Raw genomic sequence first — 17,449 nt, 5'->3', positions numbered from 1 at the left:
GACGGATTGATATGACGGAAATTCGGGGTCTCGGATACCTCAGGATCCAGACTCAGGACATTGCTCGTTGGCGCGAGCTCGTCGTCGACGGCCTCGGTATGTCGGTCGGCAGCGGCCCGGATCCGGACGGCCTCTACCTGCGGGTCGACGAGCGGCGTGCCCGCCTGATCGTCCTGCCGGGCGAGTCCGACAAGGCGCTGGCGGTGGGCTGGGAGGTGCGCGACCAGTTCGCGCTGCAGCGCGTCCGCGAGGCTGTGGAGAAGGCCGGCATCGCGGTCGAGGAGCTCTCCCTCGAGGAGGCCGACTACCGCGACGCCGAGAAGGTCATCGCGTTCGACGACCCGGCCGGTACCCGCGTCGAGGTCTTCTTCGGCCCGGTGCTGGACCACAGCCCGGTCGTGACGCCGTTCGGCGGTCGCTGGGTCACCGGCGAGCAGGGCCTCGGCCACGTCGTGCTGCCGACGCCGAAGTTCGCGGAGTCGTATGCCTTCTACACGGAGGTGCTCGGCTTCCTCCCGCGTGGCGCCATCCGGCTCCAGGACGGTGTCAGCCGCGTCCGCTTCCTCGGCGTCAACCAGCGTCACCACAGCCTCGCGCTGTGCCCGGCGCCGCCGACGGACGAGCCCGGCCTGGTGCACCTGATGACGGAGGTCGACACCCTCGACGCCGTCGGTCAGGCCCTGGACCGTGTCGCCAAGCTCGGCTTCACGATCTCGTCGACCCTGGGCCGCCACACGAACGACAAGATGGTGTCGTTCTACGTGCGTGCACCCGGAGGCTGGGATCTCGAGTTCGGCACCGAGGGCATGCTGGTCGACGAGACCTTCTACACCGCCGAGGAGATCACCGCCGACAGCTACTGGGGCCACGACTGGTCGGCCTCGGAGCCGCTGAAGGCGTTCATCCCGAAGGCGTGATCGTCCGGTAGACGATGCTCCACGAGACGGGCCCTGCACGGATCAGTCCGTGCAGGGCCCGTTGTCGCGTGCAGTTGCGGTCGCTGTCAGGCAGGGAGGTCGAGCGATCGCGCGAGCGTCGGCCACGCCTTCGGCAGCCGGTCCCGCCAGTAGTACCAGCCGTGGATGCCGATGGGCTCGTAGTCGACGGTGGCCGGAATCTTCAGTTCGTCGAGTCGAGCGTCGAGTACGCGGGTGCAGGCATTGGCCGCCACCTCCATGGGGCCACCGATGAACACTCGGTCGAACCAGTCGGACGCCGCGGGATCCTCGTACTGACCCGGCACACCCGATCCCGCCGAGACGTAGATGTCCATGCCGCGCAGCGCCTCGGCGTTGCGGACCGTGTCGTGGGCCGCCCACTCGGGCCCGCCGACCTCGCCCCACAGATTCGCGATGTCGCCGCCACGCGACGACACTGTCGACTGCACGGTGAGCCGGCCCAGGTCGTCGGTGGTCGAGTAGCAACCGCTGAAGACCGCGATGCCGCGGTACATACCCGGATTCCGGTGCGCGAGCATCATCGCGCCCTGCGATCCCATCGAGATGCCGAGCAGCGACTTGACGCCGTTGGTGCGCAGTCGGGCATCGAGCAGCGGCGGCAGCTCCTCGGTGACGAACGTTTCCCACTTGTGCAGTCCGACAGTCGGATCGGCCCGATCCCAGTCGGTGTACAGCCCCGACACGCCGCCGTTGAGCATCACGACGTTGACGTTCTTGTCGGCGAAGAACGCGGGCGCGCCGCCGATGGTGGCCCAACCGCTCGTGTCCTCACCCGCGTCGACACCCTCGAGGGCGTAGATCGACGGGCGCGGGACCGAGTTGTCCTTCGGCAGGAGCACCTCCACGCCGACCTCGCGGCGCAGCGCCGGTGAGGCGACGGTGAACCGGACGAACTGTTCCGACTTCTGCTGCTCGCCGGTGATCGCGGCGACCGTGATGTCGTCGCGCAGCGGTGGCAGCGTCGGATGCTCGTTCTGGAGCGCGGGCGGGATCACCGACCCGGCGGTCACGCTGCCGTTGTCGGAGCTGGCGGCCGCGCTGCCGCTCGAGCCGCTGGCAGCGCTGCCGAGGCTGCCGGTCCCGGCACTTCCGGGCGCGGCCACCGCCTCCCCGGCGAGCGGCAGCGCCACCAGCGCTGCGAGCGACGCGCCGAGCAGCCCCCGCTGCAGTCGGCGTCGCGCAGCACGTCTCGGATCTGAACCCCACATGGAGAAAATCCCCCCTACAGTCTCGGATCTAGCGAACTGACGGTACCCCGACGCCCGGACAGTCGTTCTCGAGTCGCCGGAATCGCCGGACCGACGCGACTACACTGCGGCCGCATGGCGGACGTCCGCGTGGGCATCTCCGGGTGGGTGTACCCGGGGTGGCGCGGCGGGTTCTATCCGACCGGACTGGTCCACCGCGAAGAGCTGCGATACGCCGCCGAGCATCTGACGTCGATCGAGATCAACGGGTCCTTCTACGCACTGCAGAAGCCGTCGAGCTTCGCGAAGTGGCGCGACGAGACGCCCGACGGATTCGTGTTCGCGGTCAAGGGCGGCCGCTACATCACCCACCTGCGCAGGCTTCTGGACGTCGAGGTCCCGCTCGCGAACTTCTTCGCGTCCGGCGTGCTCGGCCTCCATGACAAACTCGGCCCGATCCTGTGGCAGCTGCCGCCGAACATGCAGTTCGACGCCGACCGCCTCGACACGTTCCTGGCGCAGCTGCCCCGGACCACCACCGCCGCGTGTGCGCTCGCCGAGCGCCACGACGACAAGCTGTCCGACGACCGCGTCCTCGCCGTCACGGACGCCGATCGTCCGATCCGGCACGCGCTCGAGGTGCGGCACCCCAGTTTCGCGGTCCCCGACGTCGTCACGATCGCCCGCGAGCACGGTGTCGCGCTGGTGCTCGCCGACACCGCGGGCCGGTATCCGCGGATCGACGAACCCTGCGCCGACTTCGCGTACGCCCGCCTGCACGGCGACGCCGAACTGTATGCGAGCGGCTACACCGACGCAGCACTGGACGACTGGGCCGCGAAGGTGCGCGGCTGGACCGGCGACGGGCTCGACGCCTTCGTCTACTTCGACAACGACATGAAGGGCTACGCGCCGTTCGATGCTATGGCGTTGCTCGATCGGCTCGGCAACCGATCCTGAAGGATTTCCGTCGCTCAGCTTGGTGCGGTGGCTCATTCGCCACACGCCGTCGGTGAGCCGCCACTCGTCGTGGTAGTCGCCCAGCGTCGAGAAGCTCAGACCCTGCAGGTCCCCGACGCCGAGGTGTAGATCCGACACGTACGTCCGGCTGGTGGCGGAGCCGGCCACCGGATCCACGTCGATCAGCATGTTTCCCAGCAGGTGCTGGGTGGGCCCGCAGTCGTCGAGGAACGCCGGATCGCCGCCTCCAGCGCGCCCGGGCCGTGCAGGATTCCGGTCCCGAGATCCGCGGTGGCGTCGGCCAGCAGGATCTCGAGACTCATCGGTGTTCCTTCCGTGACGGGGTGCGAATACGGCTGTGGCTGCGACCTTTCGGTCGCAGCCACAGCCTGTCGATCTGGAGTTCTACGAGCGGTTCAGCAGCTTGCGCATCGCCTCCGCCGCACCCTTGACCATCTTGTCGCGGGGGAAGCCGCTGCGCTTCTGCGCGGCCTCGTAGTTGCCGCCGGCGACCCAGACGGGACCGTCGGTGAGGTGCTCGAGGCCCTCGCGGGCCGCGTCTTCGGGCTCCTGCACGATCATGCCGGGGATGTCGAAGTTGAGGCCGGCACGGACCATGGCGGGCGTGCGGGTGACGCCGAGGACGAGCTCGACGACGTGGACGTTGTACGGCGCCAGCTCGAGCCACAGGCTCTCGGCGAACACTCGGCTGAACGCCTTGGACGCCGCGTAGATGCTCTGGTGCTCGGAGCCCATGTAGCCGGCCAGCGAACCGAGCAGCATGATTCCGCCGCGGCCGCGGTCCTTCATCTTCGCGCCGAAGTGGTGCGAAAGTTCCAGTTGCTTGGTGATGTTCAGGTTCACGACACCGCCGAAGCCGGCCAGGTCGCCGGTGACGAACTCGTGGCCGTAGCTGTTGGCGCCGGCGTTGAAGATGAGCAGGCCCACCTCGAGGTCATCGGTGACCGTGCGGATCCGGTCGAGCGCGTCGTCGGCCAGCAGGTCCAGCGACAGCGTACGGACCTCGACGCCGTTGGCGCGGACCTTCTCGGCGGTCTCCTCGAGCGGGCCCGGCTTGCGGGCGATCAGCACGAGGTTGAGACCGGCGCGGCTGAGCTCGTCGGCGAACGCGGCACCGACGCCCTCGGAGCCGCCCGCGATGACGACCCAGGGTCCGTACTGATTCTTGTCGATCATGAAAGATCCTTCTCGTCGGCAGGGCGACTCAGTGGTCGACGACCTGCGGGGTGGGGACGGGCTCCTCGTTGGTGATGGCGAGGCGGCCGTCGACTGCGGCGGCCTGGATCGCCGCACTCAATGCCTCGCACCGCATCACCGGTGCACCGGGGCGTCCTTCGCGACCGACCCAGTCGTGGATTTCGAGGCACTTCTCCTGTGCCGTCTCGTCCCACTGCACGGCGGTGTGCTCCCAGCTGTGCTTGAGGACCTGCACGCAGGCCCCGCAGCGGTCACACTCCAGCGGCTGCATTCGCCCGCGCTTTCTGCTCGAGGTTGTTCTCGACCACCTGGCGCCACGCGGCGACGGCCTTCGTGGTGTCCATCTCGTGCTCGAAACGGTCGACCATGTCCGGGGTGACGTCGGCGCGATCGACGTAGAACTGCTCGTACCAGCGACGCAGCTGGTAGACCGGGCCGTCCTCCTCGCACAGCAGCGGGTTCTCGATCCGGGTCTTGTTCTTCCAGATCGCGATGTCCTGCTCGAAGCCCTTGGCGATGAAGTCGCCGAACTTCTGCGCGGTCGCGAGCGCCCTGTCGCCGAGGGCCGGCGACTTCTTGACGATCATGCCGTACATCAGCACGAACTTGTCCGGCGAAACCGGGTAGTGGCAGTTGATGAGGATCGACTCGACGTTGTAGCCCTCGTACTCGTAGGTCAGGTCGTCGATCATGAACGACGGACCGAAGTACGACGCGTCGGAGCGGCTGCCCAGCATCTGCGGTGTGCCGGCGGCGTGCGGACGCATGTCGGTGCGGGCCTCGCCGCGCATGAACTGGCTGGCGACCGGTCCTTCGAAGACGTTCTTGAAGAACGTCGGGAACGAGTAGTGCACGTAGAAGAAGTGCGCCATGTCGACGATGTTGTCGACGATCTCGCGACAGTTGGTGTCGACCTCGGTGGTGTACCAGACCCAGTCGGTCCACTCGTCGCTGGTGGCGCCCTCGATACGCGGGACGTACATGTCGTCCTCGGCCGGCGCCTTGCCCTCGGGGTCGTGCCAGACGAACAGCATCCCGTCCTGGTCGAGGGTGTGCCACGCGCGGGTCTTCGCGACCGGGGGGACGCGGCGGGCGTAGGGGATGTCGGTGCAGCGACCCTTGCCGTTCCAGCGCCAGTCGTGGAACGGACACGCGACCGCGTCGCCCTTGATCTCGCCCTGGCTCAGGTCACCGCCCATGTGCCGGCAGTGCGCGTCGAGGATGTTGAGTTCGCCCTTGCTGTCGGCGAAGACGACCAGCTTGGTACCGAAGGCGTGGACCGAGTGCGGCTTGCCGTCCTTGAACGACTCGGACAGGCCCAGGCAGTGCCAGCCGCGCGCGAAGCGGGTCGGGGCGCTGCCGGCAACGATCTCGCGGACTTCGGGCTCTTCGGACTTGAGGGTCACTTCGTCCGTCCTTTCAGGGAAATGCAATTTCGAGTTCAGACGCGTTCGAATGTCGAGCGCTGGCCGCGGGTGAGCGTCTCCGTGCGGAGGATGCACCTGTGGCATTGACGGCCACGCTAGGTGACACCTATCACCCGGATTTCCGTAGTCCCACTGGGCGGGACCGCCGGGTGGCGGAAGGACCGGCGCAGGTCGGAACCGCCGAAGGGGACTCCCGCAGGACGGGTTTCCGGAAACCGGCCCTACCATGCGGGTACCCCCCAATCCCGACATGCGACCCGGTCCGGGGTCGCCGAGGAGCACCACATGGCCCACGAGGTTCTGCGGTCGGTTCGCGAGTTACTGCCCGCCATCGCCGATCGTGCACAGACCGTCGACGACTCCCGCCGTATATCCGATCAGTCGATCCGCGACCTGAGCGCCGCCGGCGTGTTCCGGATGCTGCAGCCCGCGCGGTACGGCGGTCTCGAGGCGAGCCCCGTCGAGTTCTACGAGGTGGTTCGCGCGATCTCGGGTGCGTGCGGATCGACCGGGTGGGTCGCGTCGGTGCTCGGCGTGCACCCGTGGCACCTGGGCCTGTTCGACGTCCGGGCGCAGGACGAGGTGTGGGGTCAGGACACCTCGGTGCTCGTCTCGTCGGCGTATGCGCCTGTCGGAGAACTGGTTCCGGTGGAGGGCGGCTACGAGCTGTCGGGCAGCTGGCGCTTCTCGTCGGGCTGCGACCACGCGTCGTGGGCGTTGCTCGGCGCCCTCGTGGTCTGCGAGGACCGCCGCCCCGTCGACTTCATGACCGTCGTCGTGCCGCGTACCGACTACCGGATCAACGACGTGTGGGACGTCGTGGGCCTGCGCGGCACGGCCAGTAACGAGATCACCGTCGAGAAGGCGTTCGTGCCCGAGTACCGGGTGCTGCGCAACTACGACGCGGCCCAGTTGCGGGCGCCAGGGACCAAGGTCAACACCGCGCCGCTGTACAGGCTCCCGTTCGGCGCGATCTTCACCAGCGCGGTCGCGGCCCCGGTGATCGGCACGGTGGCCGGCTGTTACGAGATCTACCTGACGGCGATGCGGGACCGGGTCCGGCTCAGCCTCGGGGGCGGGCGGTTCGCCGAGGACCAGTTCGCGCAGGTCGCGGTCGCCCGGGCGTCGTCCGAGATCGACGCGGCCATCCTGCAGACGGACCGCAACATCCGGGAACTGCTCGAGCTGGCGGAGGCGGGGGAGCCGCTGCCGATGAGCAAGCGCCTGCGGGTGCGACGCGACCAAGTGCGCGGGACCGAACGGGCGCTCGAGGCGATCGACCTACTGTTCAAGACCGCGGGCGGCAATTCGCTGGGACGTGGCAATCCGATCGAGCGGGCGTGGCGCGACGCGCACGCCGGCAGCGTGCACGTCGCCAACGACGCCGAACGCGCCCTCGCCATGTACGGCCGGGGCGCGTTCGGACTGCCGATCGAGGACAACCTGGTCTAGCGACCGGGCCGTCCTCGACGGGTCGATCAGTTGCCCAAGATGTGTCGGACGGCGCGGTACGAGAACACCATCGCGGTACCCAGGGGCACGCCGGGCCCGGGGTAGAACGCGCCACTGACCGACGCGCTGGTGTTGCCGGCCGCGTACAGGCCCTCGATCGGGGTGCCGTCCGCGGTGAGCACCCGCGCGTCGGCGTCGGTGACCAGGCCGCCCTTGGTGCCGAGGTCGCTGAGCACGATCTTCGCGGCGAAGAAGGGGCCGTTCTCGATCGCCGTCAGCGCCGCGTTGGGGCCACCGTTCGGCGGGCAGAAGAACGCGTCGTACGGATCCTCGCCGCGGTGGAACTGCTCGTCGACGCCGTGCTTGGCGTAGTCGTTGAACTGCTCGACCGTTGCACGTAGCGCGTCCGCCGGAATGCCCGCCTTCTCCGCCAGGGCCTCGAGTGTGTCCGCCTGCACCCAGGTGCCGGCCTCGAGGTGCTCGGCCGGGGCGGTGTTCGGGATGCAGATCGCGGGCAGTCCGCCACCCTCGCGGGAGTCGAAGATCAGGTACGACGGGATGGCCCGCCCGTCCGCTGTGCGGTTCTCGCGGCTCGCCGCGGTGGCCTTGTCGTGGGCGTCCATCGCCCGGCCGAAGCGGTCGTACGGCAGCGACTCGTTGAGGTAGCGCTCGCCCTGCGCGTCGACCAGCACGCCGCCGCGGACGCCGACCATGAACGCCGCGGAGCCGTCGGGCTGAGCGACGCCGGGGCAGAACCACGCCTGGTCCAGCAGCGCGGTGGCGCCGCCGACCGCGACGCCCGCCGCGATCGCGGTGCCGGTGTTGGCGCCGAACGGGCCCATGCTCCAGGCGGCGTCGCCCGGGGTGCCGGCCTGCTCGCGCATCTCGGCGTTGCCCTCGATGCCACCGGCGGCCATCAGCACGCCGCGGCGTGCCTTGATCCGGATCCGCTCGCCGTTCGCCTCGGCGACGACACCGGTGACCCGACCGTCCTCGACGACCAGCTCGGTGAGCTCGGTGCCGGTGCGCAGCTCGGCGTTGCCGGTGCCCTGGACGGCGGCGAGCAGGCGGCCGATCAGGGCGCGTCCGCCGATGAGCTTGCCGGGGGCGTGGCCCCGGCCGGTGCGATCCTGGTCGAGCTCGGGGCGGATCCGGTCGGCGAGGTCGCCGATGTCGGCGGGGTCGAGGTCGAGCGGGTTGATCGAGCGGCCGCTGTCCATCCGTCCCTCGGCCTTGTAGTAGTCGGGGAAGGGACGGTACTCGAACTCGATGTTCGGGTCCTTCTCCAAGAGCTCCACGACGGCCGGCGCGGTCGAGATGAACGCCTCCTGCCGCTCGCTCTCGGCGTCACCCAGCAGGTTCCGCAGGTAGGTGCGGGCGTTGTCCGTCGAGTCCTGCAGTCCGGCGCGTTCCTGGACCTGGGTGCCCGGCAGCCAGATGGACGCTCCCGAGTACGACGACGTGCCACCGAACAGATCGGTCTTCTCCAGCACTATCGTCTGCAGCCCCTGCGCTGCGGCGGTGTATGCGCCGGTCAGCGCGCCACCACCGGAGCCGACGACAACGACGTCACACTCGGTTGTCCAATCCTGCATGGTTGTGTCCTCCATCGATTTCAGGTTCGATGTGGAACGCAATCGCAGGTGCTTGTTCCGGGACAGTGGGACTCCCACTGAGCGGAAACGAGTGGTGGTTCGTCGCCTGATTTGACGTCGGGTGGGAGCATTCCAGTGTGCGCCGCGCCCCGCGGCGCACACTGGACGAAGAGAAGGTAGGGGGATCGACGGTGCCGAGAGTCGCGGAGGCGCGGGACGCAGCCGAACCGAGTTCGGCCGAGCAGCGGGCGCGGTTCGCGCGGATGCTCGACGCGGCGGCTCAGTTGGGCACCGAGAAGGACCTCGAGCGGGTTCAGATGCACGAGGTCGCGAAGCTCGCCGGCGTCGCGATCGGCACCCTCTATCGGTACTTCCCGTCCAAGACGCACCTGTTCGTCGCGGTGATGGTCGACCAGATCGACCAGATGAGCGAGGGGTTCGCGCGGCGGGCCCAGCCGGCGCCCACCCCGCAGGACGAGATCTTCGAAACCCTGCTCCGGGCCACCCGGGCGCTGCTGCGTCGGCCGCTGCTGGCGAACGCGATGATCCAGTCGACGAGCACCGCCAAGGTCACCGCGATCCCCGATGTGGCGCGGGTGGACCGCCAGTTCCGCGACGTGCTGTTCGAGGCGGCCGGGCTCGAGCAGGTCACCGAGAACGACTCGGTCCTGGTGCGTTTACTGGTCTCGGCGTGGTTCGGCATCATCCAGTCGTGCCTCAACGGGCGGATCTCCGTGCCGGACGCGGAGGAGGACCTCCGCACGGCGTGCCGCCTGCTGCTCGCCGATCTGTCGAACGCGCAGTTACCGCCGGCCGTGGAGACGGCTTAACCGAAACGAATTTCATAACCCGGCCCCGCAGGTTCTCCTGTGGGGCCGGATTCGTCTGTGCCGTAGCAGGGGTCGCGGTTCACTCGCACCATTGCCCAGATCCCGAAAGTAGAATACATTCCAAAAATGAACGAGTTGCAGTTCCCGGTTCGCGGGGCAGCTCGTGGATTCACACGTACTCGCTGCACCCCAGAGGAGCTGTCCATGACCAACGTCGTCATCGTCGAGGCCGCCCGCACCCCGATCGGCCGCCGTCGCGGCGCCCTGTCGGGCCTGCACCCGGCCACCTTGCTGGGTGCCGCGCAGCGCGCCGTGCTGGACCGCACCGGTGTCGCTCCGGAGGAGATCGGCCAGATCGTCGGTGGCGTCGTCACGCAGGCCGGCGAGCAGTCCAACAACGTCGCGCGCAACGCGTGGCTGCATGCGGGGCTGCTCTACACGACGGCCGCCACGACGATCGACTGCGCGTGCGGTTCGTCGCAGCAGGCCGTGCACATGGTCGCGGGACTGATCGCGTCCGGCCAGATCGACGCCGGCATCGGTTGCGGCGTCGAGTCGATGAGCCGGGTCTTCCTCGGCCAGGCGCTCGCGCCCGGCACCGGCATCCCGTTCCCCGAGGACTGGACCGTCGACATGGGCGACCAGTTCACCTCGGCCGAGCGCATCGCGGCCAACCGCGGCATCAAACGCGGCGACACCGACGCGTTCGGTCTCGAATCGCAGCGTCGCGCCGCGCAGGCGTGGGCCGAGGGCCGGTTCGACCGCGAGATCGTGCCCGTCGAGGCTCCGGTCGTGACGAAGGAGGGCGAGCCGACCGGAGAGGTCGCGACCGTGACCCGCGACGGCGGCCTGCGCGAGACCACCGCCGAGGGCCTGGCCGCGCTGAAGCCGGTCATGGACGGCGGCATCCACACCGCCGGCTCGTCGTCGCAGATCAGCGACGGCGCCGCCGCGGTGCTGCTGATGAGCGAGGACAAGGCGAAGGCACTGGGCCTGCGTCCGCGCGCCCGGATCGTCTCGTCCGGCATGGTCGGCGCCGACCCGTACTACCACCTCGACGGCCCCATCGACGCCACCCGCCACGTGCTGGGCAAGGCCGGAATGTCGCTGGACGACATCGACATCGTCGAGATCAACGAGGCCTTCGCCGCCGTCGCGCTGTCGTGGGCGCAGGTGCTCGAGGCGGACCTGAGCAAGGTGAACGTCAACGGCGGCGCGATCGCGCTCGGTCACCCGGTCGGCTCCACCGGTTCGCGCCTGATCACCACGGCGCTGCACGAGCTCGAGCGTTCGGACCGCTCCACCGCCCTCGTCACGATGTGCGCGGGCGGTGCGCTGTCGACCGCCACCATCATCGAACGCATCTGACCCCCGATTCCGCAGAGCCGCATCTACTTCCGAGGATTTTTGGATGACCATTGGATTGAGTGACGAAGACCGGGAACTCCGGGATTCCGTGCGTGGCTGGGCCGCGCGCCATGCGAGCCCGACCGTGATCCGGGAGGCCGTCGAGGCCAAGACCGAGACGCGTCCCGCGTACTGGGGCTCGCTCGCCGAACTCGGCATGCTGGGCCTGCATCTGCCGGAGGAGGTCGGCGGCGCCGGCTACGGCCTCGTCGAACTCGCCATCGTCATCGAGGAGCTCGGCCGGTCGATGGTGCCGGGACCGTTCCTGCCGACGGCGGTCGTCTCGGCGGTCCTGAACGAGGCCGGCCGCACGGCCGAGCTGGAGGGTCTGGCCGACGGCACCCGGTTCGGTGCGGTGTCGCTGCAGCCGGGCGGGCTGAAGCTGGTACGCGACGGCGGCACGGCTGCGCTGTCGGGCACGTCCAGCTTCGTCCTCGGCGGTCAGGTGGGCGACGTGTTCCTGCTGGCCGCCACCTCCGATGACACGGCGTCCGGTCTCGCGTTCGTCGTGGTGGCACGCGACCGTCTCGACGTCACCGACCTGCCCAGCCACGACGTGGTCCGGCGCAACGCCGAGGTGTCCGTGGACGGACTCGAACTCGCGGACGGCGATGTGCTGGAGCTCGATTCGCAGCGCGTCCTCGACATCGCCGCCACACTGTTCGCGGCGGAGGCGTCGGGTCTGGCTGACTGGGCCACCACCACCGCGGCCGACTACGCGCGCGTGCGTCAGCAGTTCGGCCGTGTGATCGGCCAGTTCCAGGGCGTCAAGCACAAGGCCGCCCGCATGTTCAGCCTCACCGAGCAGGCCCGTGTCACCGCGTGGGACGCCGCCCGCGCGCTGGGCGAGGACGTCGACCCGTCGGAGGCGTCGCTGGCCGCGGCCGTCGCCGGTGCGGTCGCGGTGGAGTCGGCGTTCCAGGTAACCAAGGACTGCATCCAGGTCCTCGGCGGTATCGGGTTCACGTGGGAGCACGACGCCCACCTGTACTTGCGGCGGGCGCAGTCGCTGCGCATCCTGCTCGGGTCCACCGCGACGTGGAAGCGGCGGGTCGCGCAGCTGACCCTCGACGGCGCCCGCCGCATCCTCAGCGTCGAGTTGCCGCCGGAGGCGGAGCGGATCCGCGCCGACGTGCGCGCCGAACTCGCGCCCGCCAAGGGTCTCGGCGGCGGCGAGAGGAAGGCGTATCTGGCCGAGAGGGGTTACACCGCACCGCATCTGCCCGCGCCGTGGGGCAAGAGCGCCGACGCCGTCACCCAGCTCGTCATCGCCGAGGAGTTGCGCAGCGCCGCGCTCGTCCCGCACGACATGGTCATCGGCAACTGGGTGGTGCCCACGCTGATCGCGCACGGCAACGCCGAGCAGATCGAGCGGTTCGTCCCGCAGTCGCTGCGTGGCGACATCGTGTGGTGCCAGCTGTTCTCCGAGCCCGGCGCCGGGTCCGACCTGGCCGGCCTGTCCACCAAGGCCACCAAGGTCGACGGCGGCTGGAAACTCAACGGGCAGAAGGTGTGGACGTCCATGGCCCGCGAGGCGGACTGGGGCATCTGCCTGGCGCGCACCGACGCCGACGCTCCCAAGCACAAGGGCCTGTCGTACTTCCTGATCGACATCCGCAACAGCGGACTCGACATCCGCCCGCTGCGTGAGATCACCGGCGAGTCGCTGTTCAACGAGGTGTTCTTCGACGATGTGTTCGTCCCCGACGAGTGTCTGGTCGGCGAGCCCGGCGACGGCTGGAAGCTGGCCCGCACCACCCTCGCCAACGAGCGCGTCTCGCTGTCGCACGATTCGTCCCTCGGCTCGGGTGGCGAGGCGCTGCTCGACCTCGCCGTCGAGATCCCCGGCGGGCTCGATGCCGAACAACTGACCGTTCTGGGCAAGGTGCTGTGCGACGCGCAGTCCGGCGGCCTGATGGGGCTGCGCACGACGCTGCGTTCGCTCACCGGCGCACAGCCCGGCGCCGAGTCGTCGATCGCGAAACTGTTGGGCGTCGAACACATCCAGCAGGTGTGGGAGGTCGCGATGGACTGGGCCGGGCCGAAGGCCCTGCTTGGTGATCAGCACCGCCGCTCGGCCACGCAAATGTTCCTGAACTCGCAGTGCATGTCGATCGCAGGTGGTACCACCAATGTGCAGTTGAACATCATCGGCGAGCGGATCCTCGGTCTGCCGCGCGACCCCGATCCTGGAAAGTGAGTTCCACCAGCATGAGCAATCGCACGTTCGTCATCGGCGTGGGCATGACCAAGTTCGAGAAGATCGAGTCTCGTGACTGGGAGTACCCGGACATGGTGACCGAGGCGGTGGGCACGGCGCTCGCCGACGCCGGGATCTCCTACGAGCAGGTGCAGCGCGCCGCGGTCGGCTACGTGTTCCAGCCGTCTGCCGCCGGCCAGCGCGCGCTGTACGACACCGGGCTGACGGGTATCCCGATCGTCAATGTCAACAACAACTGCGCCACGGGGTCGTCGGCGCTCATGATGGCCCGCGAGTGGGTGCAGGGCGGCATCGTCGACGTCGCCCTCGCGGTGGGCTTCGAGAAGATGACCAAGACCGCGCTCACCGGCACCGGTGAGATGCCGAAGGTCACCACGCTCGACAACCACCTGAAGGTGATGACCGCCAAGCACGAGTGGGGCCGCGGCCCCATGACGGCGCAGCTGTTCGGCAACGCCGCGCTCGAGCACATGGAGCGCTACGGCACCACCGCCGAGCAGATCGCCGCCGTCGCGGTCAAGAACCACAAGCACTCGGTGAACAACCCCTACGCGCAGTTCCGCGACGAGTACACGCTGCAGCAGGTGTTGGACGACAAGATGATCCATGCGCCGCTCACCCGGTCGCAGTGCTCGCCCACATCGGACGGTGCGGGGGCCGCGGTGGTCGTCAGCGAGCGGTTCGTGCGCGAGCACGGGCTCGAGGACCAGGCCGTCGAGATCGTCGCGCAGGCCCTCACCACCGACACCGCCGAGGCGTTCGCCGACAAGTCGATGATCGACGTCGTCGGCGCGCCGATGACGAAGGCCGCGGCCGCGCAGGTGTTCGCCGAGTCGGGTCTGACGATCGACGACGTCGACGTCATCGAGTTGCACGACTGCTTCGCGATCAACGAGATCATCACGTACGAGGGCCTCGGCCTGTGCGAGGCGGGCGAGGGCGGCAAGCTCGTCGAGTCCGGTGCCACCACGTACGGCGGCAAGGTCGTGGTGAACCCGTCCGGCGGCCTCATCTCGAAGGGACACCCGCTCGGGGCGACCGGCCTGGCGCAGTGCGCCGAGCTGACGTGGCAGCTGCGCGGCCAGGCCGACGCCCGCCAGGTCGACGGTGCCCGCGTGGGTCTGCAGCACAACCTCGGTCTCGGTGGCGCGTGCGTCGTCACGCTGTACCGGGCCGGGACTATTTCCAAGGAGTCGTAGTGCCCATCGATGTGAAAACCGCTCTGTCGGCCGAACCCACTGTGCGCGAGGCCAATTGGACCGAGCGTGACGTTCTGCTGTACCACTTGGGCCTCGGTGCCGGGGTGGACTCGCTCGACCCCGCCGAACTCGGCTGGGTATACGAGAAGGGCCTGCGGGTCCTGCCGACGTTCGCGATGGTCGCCGGCCAGGGCATCTCCGCCCGCACGCTGAAGCCGGCCGGGATGACCATGCCGGGCATCGACATCGACCTGCGCAAGATCCTGCACGGCGGTCAGTCGCTGACGTTGCACGCGCCCATCCCGACCACAGGTTCCGCGCGGATCTCGTCGCGCGTCGCCGACGTGTGGGACAAGGGCAAGGCCGCGGTCATCGTGCTCGAGCAGTCGGCGACGGATCTCGACGGAAACGCGTTGTGGACCACCGGCATGCAGATCTGGGCGCGCGGCGAGGGCGGCTTCGGCGGCGACGCCGGCCCGGAGGTCACCAACGCGGTGCCCGAGCGTGACGCCGACAAGGTCCTCGTCTCGCCGACCACCACGCAGCAGGCGCTCGTGTACCGCCTCAGTGCCGACATGAACCCGCTGCACGCCGACCCGGCGTTCGCGCAGATGGCCGGCTTCGACCGTCCGATCCTGCACGGACTCGCGTCGTACGGCGTCGTCTGCAAGGCCGTCGTCGACGGTCTGCTCGGCGGCGATCCCACGCGCGTACGGAGCTACTCGGTGCGGTTCGCGGGCTCGATCTACCCGGGCGAGACCATCGAGACGTCCGTCTGGCTGGACGGAAACACGCTCACACTGCTGGCGACGTGCCCCGAACGCGACGGCCAGTCGGTGCTGACGCACGCCACCATGGAGGTTCGTTCGTGAACGTCGGTGACCACCCGACAGCCCACACCCATCCGCACCGCACCGTCCTGACGTCGGCGCCGCAGGATGCACCGGTCGATCGCGCGACCGCCGCGGCCCGCCGGGTGATCGACGCGATGCTGCGCACCGACCGGGGCAACGCGAATCTCGACCGTGTCGCGGAGGAACTGAACAGCATCGCCGACCATCTAGAGGAGCACGCTCCCGAGGTGGCCGAGCGGATGATCGACATGTGGAGCGGTGAGGGCGTCACTCGACACGACCCGATCACCGGGCCCGAGAACGCGATCGCGCCGCCGCTCGTACTCGAGGGGCTCGACGACGGCTCGGTGCAGGGTGTCGTCACGCTGACGCTGCCGTACCAGGGCCCGCCCGGGTGCGTTCACGGCGGCGTCTCGTCGCTCATCCTCGATCACGTGCTCGGCGTCGCGAACGCGTGGGGCGGCAAGGCCGGCATGACCGCACAGCTCAACGTGCGCTACCACAAGCCGACGCCGCTGTTCGAGGAGCTGACCGTGACCGGCAAGCAGATCTCGGTGGACGGCCGCAAGATTCACACCGTCGGCGACATCAAGAACGCCGCCGGTGAGGTGTGCGTGTCGGTGGAGGGACTGTTCATCGACGCTTCGGTGCCGCGTCCGCGGTAGCCGTCAGCCTCGAGCTGAAGGGTCCCTTCGTGCGCTGTCCGCGCGTGTGAACTGCTCCCCGGAAGTTGGACTGAGAAATTCGGTTCCGATGTCCGGGGAGCAGTTTTATGCGTGCACGAAGTTCACTGTCCGAGGATCAGCGGGTGGTGGCTGTAGCGTTGTTCGAGGTCGGTGTGGGTGACCGCACGGTCGCGACGAGGTTGGGCGTGGGTCGGCCAGCCGTCAGACGGTTGTATGACCGGTGGCGGGTTCGCGGAAGAGGAGTTCTGGTGGCCAAACCTCGGGACAGACGGTCGTTCTCGTTCGAGTTGAAACTCGACGTAGTGCGCCGCGCTATCGCCGGCGAGGCGAAGGTCGACCTCGCCCGCGAGTTCGACCTGTCCTCGCCGAAACTGATCGAGACGTGGGTGCGCAAGTACCGCAACGAGGGCGAGGACGGGCTGCGCCCGAAGCGGGCCGGGCGTCCCCCGAAACCCGCCGATCCCGGGCCGGACGAGGTCAGTGAGCTCGAGCAGCTGCGCCGCGAGAACGAGGTGCTGCGGGCGCAGGTCGCCTACCTGGGAAAATTACGGGCCTTGAGGGCGCAACAACGACGGTGAAGGTCGCTGCCGTCGTCTCCCTCAAGGCCGAACACCGCATCGATGTGCTGCTCGAGGCCACCGGGGTGGCCCGGTCGACGTTCTTCTATCACCAGGCGCGTCTGCGGGCACCGGACCCGAACGCCGAGTTGAAGGCCGCGATCACCGAGGCGTTCGTGCGCAGCCGCGGCCGCTACGGGCACCGTCGCATCCACCACGCACTGACCCGTGCCGGCTGGCGGGTGGCGAAGAAGACGGTGCTGACGCTGATGCGCACGCTCGGGCTGGCCTGCCGGGTCCGACGCAAGCGCAAGTACGTCGCCTATCAGGGCCAGGTCGGCACGATCGCGGCGAACCTGCTCGACCGCGACTTCACCGCCGACGCCCCGAACCGCAAGTGGGTCACCGACGTGACCGAGTTCCGCATCGGCGACGACAAGCTGTATCTGTCACCGGTCATGGACCTGTTCGACCGGCAGATCGTCGCCCACTCGATCGGCCCGTCACCGACGCTGCAACTGACCAACAGTTCGCTGCAAGCCGCGCTCGCGACCCTCGACGACGGGCAGGCCCCGCTCGTGCACTCGGATCAGGGATTCCAGTACCAGCACTCGTCCTGGCGACGGCTGCTCGCTGAAGCCGCTGCGACCCAATCGATGTCGCGCAAGGCCAACTGCTACGACAACGCCGTGATGGAGAACTTCTTCGGCCACCTCAAAGCCGAGCTCTTCGACCACACCCGATACCCCGACACCGAGGCGCTGACCACCGCGATCGACGACTACATCGACTGGTACAACACCGAACGGATCTCCACAAAACTCGAGGGCCTGAGCCCGGTGCAATACCGGACCCAGGCCCTCGCGGCTTAGGCTCCCACTTAGCCAGTCCAACAAT

At 68.7% G+C, this 17,449-nt stretch carries 17 protein-coding genes and 2 pseudogenes; 12 read left to right on the top strand and 7 right to left on the bottom strand.

Going from position 1 to position 17,449, the window contains the following annotated elements:
- The first annotated feature begins 11 nt into the window (after positions 1 to 11).
- Positions 12 to 917: a biphenyl-2,3-diol 1,2-dioxygenase gene (gene bphC, locus ABTV10_RS23400; RefSeq protein ID WP_499030946.1), complete on the top strand. Its 906-nt coding sequence runs from the start codon at positions 12 to 14 to the stop codon at positions 915 to 917.
- Positions 918 to 1,003: 86 nt separating this feature from the next.
- On the opposite strand, the gene ABTV10_RS23395 is transcribed toward bphC, so the two are convergent.
- Positions 1,004 to 2,167, bottom strand: a complete 1,164-nt coding sequence (locus ABTV10_RS23395; RefSeq protein ID WP_499030942.1) for an alpha/beta hydrolase — start codon at positions 2,165 to 2,167, stop codon at positions 1,004 to 1,006.
- Between the two features lie 114 nt (positions 2,168 to 2,281).
- On the opposite strand from ABTV10_RS23395, the gene ABTV10_RS23390 reads away from it, so the two are divergent.
- The gene (locus ABTV10_RS23390) at positions 2,282 to 3,106 is read left to right on the top strand and encodes a DUF72 domain-containing protein (protein ID WP_499030940.1); all 825 of its coding nucleotides are present in this window, start codon (positions 2,282 to 2,284) and stop codon (positions 3,104 to 3,106) included.
- A gap of 81 nt (positions 3,107 to 3,187) precedes the next feature.
- Here ABTV10_RS23390 and ABTV10_RS23385 read toward each other — a convergent pair.
- The 5 genes and pseudogenes from ABTV10_RS23385 to ABTV10_RS23365 form a co-directional block, all read right to left on the bottom strand.
- Positions 3,188 to 3,295 (bottom strand): annotated as a pseudogene (locus tag ABTV10_RS23385) (hypothetical protein); the annotation flags it as partial.
- The gene (locus ABTV10_RS23380; protein ID WP_499030937.1) at positions 3,289 to 3,429 is read right to left on the bottom strand and encodes a hypothetical protein; all 141 of its coding nucleotides are present in this window, start codon (positions 3,427 to 3,429) and stop codon (positions 3,289 to 3,291) included. The pseudogene ABTV10_RS23385 and the gene ABTV10_RS23380, both read right to left, overlap by 7 nt.
- 82 nt (positions 3,430 to 3,511) lie before the next feature.
- Positions 3,512 to 4,303, bottom strand: coding sequence for an SDR family NAD(P)-dependent oxidoreductase (locus tag ABTV10_RS23375; protein ID WP_499030934.1), 792 nt, complete (start codon positions 4,301 to 4,303; stop codon positions 3,512 to 3,514).
- 28 nt (positions 4,304 to 4,331) lie between these two features.
- Positions 4,332 to 4,559: a hypothetical protein gene (locus ABTV10_RS23370; protein ID WP_499030932.1), complete on the bottom strand. Its 228-nt coding sequence runs from the start codon at positions 4,557 to 4,559 to the stop codon at positions 4,332 to 4,334.
- Positions 4,560 to 4,575: 16 nt separating this feature from the next.
- Positions 4,576 to 5,730 (bottom strand): 3-ketosteroid-9-alpha-monooxygenase, oxygenase component, encoded by a 1,155-nt coding sequence (locus tag ABTV10_RS23365; protein WP_499030930.1) that lies wholly within the window; start codon positions 5,728 to 5,730, stop codon positions 4,576 to 4,578.
- A 306-nt stretch (positions 5,731 to 6,036) separates the two neighbouring features.
- Here ABTV10_RS23365 and hsaA point away from each other — a divergent pair, with 306 nt between their 5' ends.
- The gene (gene hsaA, locus ABTV10_RS23360; protein ID WP_499030928.1) at positions 6,037 to 7,203 is read left to right on the top strand and encodes a 3-hydroxy-9,10-secoandrosta-1,3,5(10)-triene-9,17-dione monooxygenase oxygenase subunit; all 1,167 of its coding nucleotides are present in this window, start codon (positions 6,037 to 6,039) and stop codon (positions 7,201 to 7,203) included.
- A 26-nt stretch (positions 7,204 to 7,229) separates the two neighbouring features.
- Here the strand turns inward: hsaA and ABTV10_RS23355 are convergent, their stop codons facing one another.
- Positions 7,230 to 8,798: an FAD-dependent oxidoreductase gene (locus tag ABTV10_RS23355; protein ID WP_499030925.1), complete on the bottom strand. Its 1,569-nt coding sequence runs from the start codon at positions 8,796 to 8,798 to the stop codon at positions 7,230 to 7,232.
- Between the two features lie 191 nt (positions 8,799 to 8,989).
- Between ABTV10_RS23355 and ABTV10_RS23350 the strand changes: the two genes are divergently transcribed.
- From ABTV10_RS23350 to ABTV10_RS23310, 9 genes and pseudogenes are all read left to right on the top strand, one after another.
- A complete protein-coding gene (locus tag ABTV10_RS23350; protein ID WP_433608034.1) occupies positions 8,990 to 9,628 on the top strand; it encodes a TetR/AcrR family transcriptional regulator in 639 nt (212 codons plus the stop codon).
- A gap of 204 nt (positions 9,629 to 9,832) precedes the next feature.
- Entirely contained in the window at positions 9,833 to 10,996 is a 1,164-nt protein-coding gene (locus ABTV10_RS23345) for a steroid 3-ketoacyl-CoA thiolase (protein ID WP_499030922.1), read from the top strand.
- A 43-nt stretch (positions 10,997 to 11,039) separates the two neighbouring features.
- Positions 11,040 to 13,235: an acyl-CoA dehydrogenase family protein gene (locus ABTV10_RS23340; protein ID WP_499030919.1), complete on the top strand. Its 2,196-nt coding sequence runs from the start codon at positions 11,040 to 11,042 to the stop codon at positions 13,233 to 13,235.
- Between the two features lie 11 nt (positions 13,236 to 13,246).
- Entirely contained in the window at positions 13,247 to 14,455 is a 1,209-nt protein-coding gene (locus ABTV10_RS23335) for a lipid-transfer protein (protein ID WP_499030917.1), read from the top strand.
- On the top strand, positions 14,455 to 15,327 hold the full coding sequence (locus ABTV10_RS23330; protein ID WP_499030915.1) for a MaoC/PaaZ C-terminal domain-containing protein: 873 nt from the start codon (positions 14,455 to 14,457) through the stop codon (positions 15,325 to 15,327). The genes ABTV10_RS23335 and ABTV10_RS23330 overlap by 1 nt, the downstream gene beginning before the upstream one ends.
- Positions 15,324 to 15,974 carry a PaaI family thioesterase gene (locus ABTV10_RS23325; protein ID WP_499030913.1) on the top strand — a complete coding sequence of 217 codons (651 nt, stop codon included), beginning with the start codon at positions 15,324 to 15,326 and terminating at the stop codon, positions 15,972 to 15,974. The genes ABTV10_RS23330 and ABTV10_RS23325 overlap by 4 nt, the downstream gene beginning before the upstream one ends.
- A gap of 107 nt (positions 15,975 to 16,081) precedes the next feature.
- Positions 16,082 to 16,210, top strand: a pseudogene (locus ABTV10_RS23320) (hypothetical protein); the annotation flags it as partial.
- Between the two features lie 33 nt (positions 16,211 to 16,243).
- Positions 16,244 to 16,573: a transposase gene (locus tag ABTV10_RS23315; RefSeq protein WP_499035126.1), complete on the top strand. Its 330-nt coding sequence runs from the start codon at positions 16,244 to 16,246 to the stop codon at positions 16,571 to 16,573.
- Entirely contained in the window at positions 16,570 to 17,424 is an 855-nt protein-coding gene (locus ABTV10_RS23310; RefSeq protein ID WP_499028888.1) for an IS3 family transposase, read from the top strand. The genes ABTV10_RS23315 and ABTV10_RS23310 overlap by 4 nt, the downstream gene beginning before the upstream one ends.
- Positions 17,425 to 17,449: the final 25 nt, after the last annotated feature.

The sequence above is a fragment of the Paraburkholderia sp. RHO2 genome (assembly GCF_050955445.1).
GTDB lineage: Bacteria > Actinomycetota > Actinomycetes > Mycobacteriales > Mycobacteriaceae > Prescottella > Prescottella agglutinans_A.
This window is presented reverse-complemented; position numbering and strand designations above follow the sequence as displayed.

Excerpts from the sequence above, each read along its gene's own strand:
- bphC (WP_499030946.1), top strand. The coding sequence starts at position 12 with ATGACGGAAATTCGGGGTCTCGGATACCTCAGGATCCAGACTCAGGAC.
- ABTV10_RS23395 (WP_499030942.1), bottom strand. The coding sequence starts at position 2,167 with ATGTGGGGTTCAGATCCGAGACGTGCTGCGCGACGCCGACTGCAGCGG.
- ABTV10_RS23390 (WP_499030940.1), top strand. The coding sequence starts at position 2,282 with ATGGCGGACGTCCGCGTGGGCATCTCCGGGTGGGTGTACCCGGGGTGG.
- ABTV10_RS23380 (WP_499030937.1), bottom strand. The coding sequence starts at position 3,429 with ATGAGTCTCGAGATCCTGCTGGCCGACGCCACCGCGGATCTCGGGACC.
- ABTV10_RS23375 (WP_499030934.1), bottom strand. The coding sequence starts at position 4,303 with ATGATCGACAAGAATCAGTACGGACCCTGGGTCGTCATCGCGGGCGGC.
- hsaA (WP_499030928.1), top strand. The coding sequence starts at position 6,037 with ATGGCCCACGAGGTTCTGCGGTCGGTTCGCGAGTTACTGCCCGCCATC.
- ABTV10_RS23355 (WP_499030925.1), bottom strand. The coding sequence starts at position 8,798 with ATGCAGGATTGGACAACCGAGTGTGACGTCGTTGTCGTCGGCTCCGGT.
- ABTV10_RS23345 (WP_499030922.1), top strand. The coding sequence starts at position 9,833 with ATGACCAACGTCGTCATCGTCGAGGCCGCCCGCACCCCGATCGGCCGC.
- ABTV10_RS23340 (WP_499030919.1), top strand. The coding sequence starts at position 11,040 with ATGACCATTGGATTGAGTGACGAAGACCGGGAACTCCGGGATTCCGTG.
- ABTV10_RS23335 (WP_499030917.1), top strand. The coding sequence starts at position 13,247 with ATGAGCAATCGCACGTTCGTCATCGGCGTGGGCATGACCAAGTTCGAG.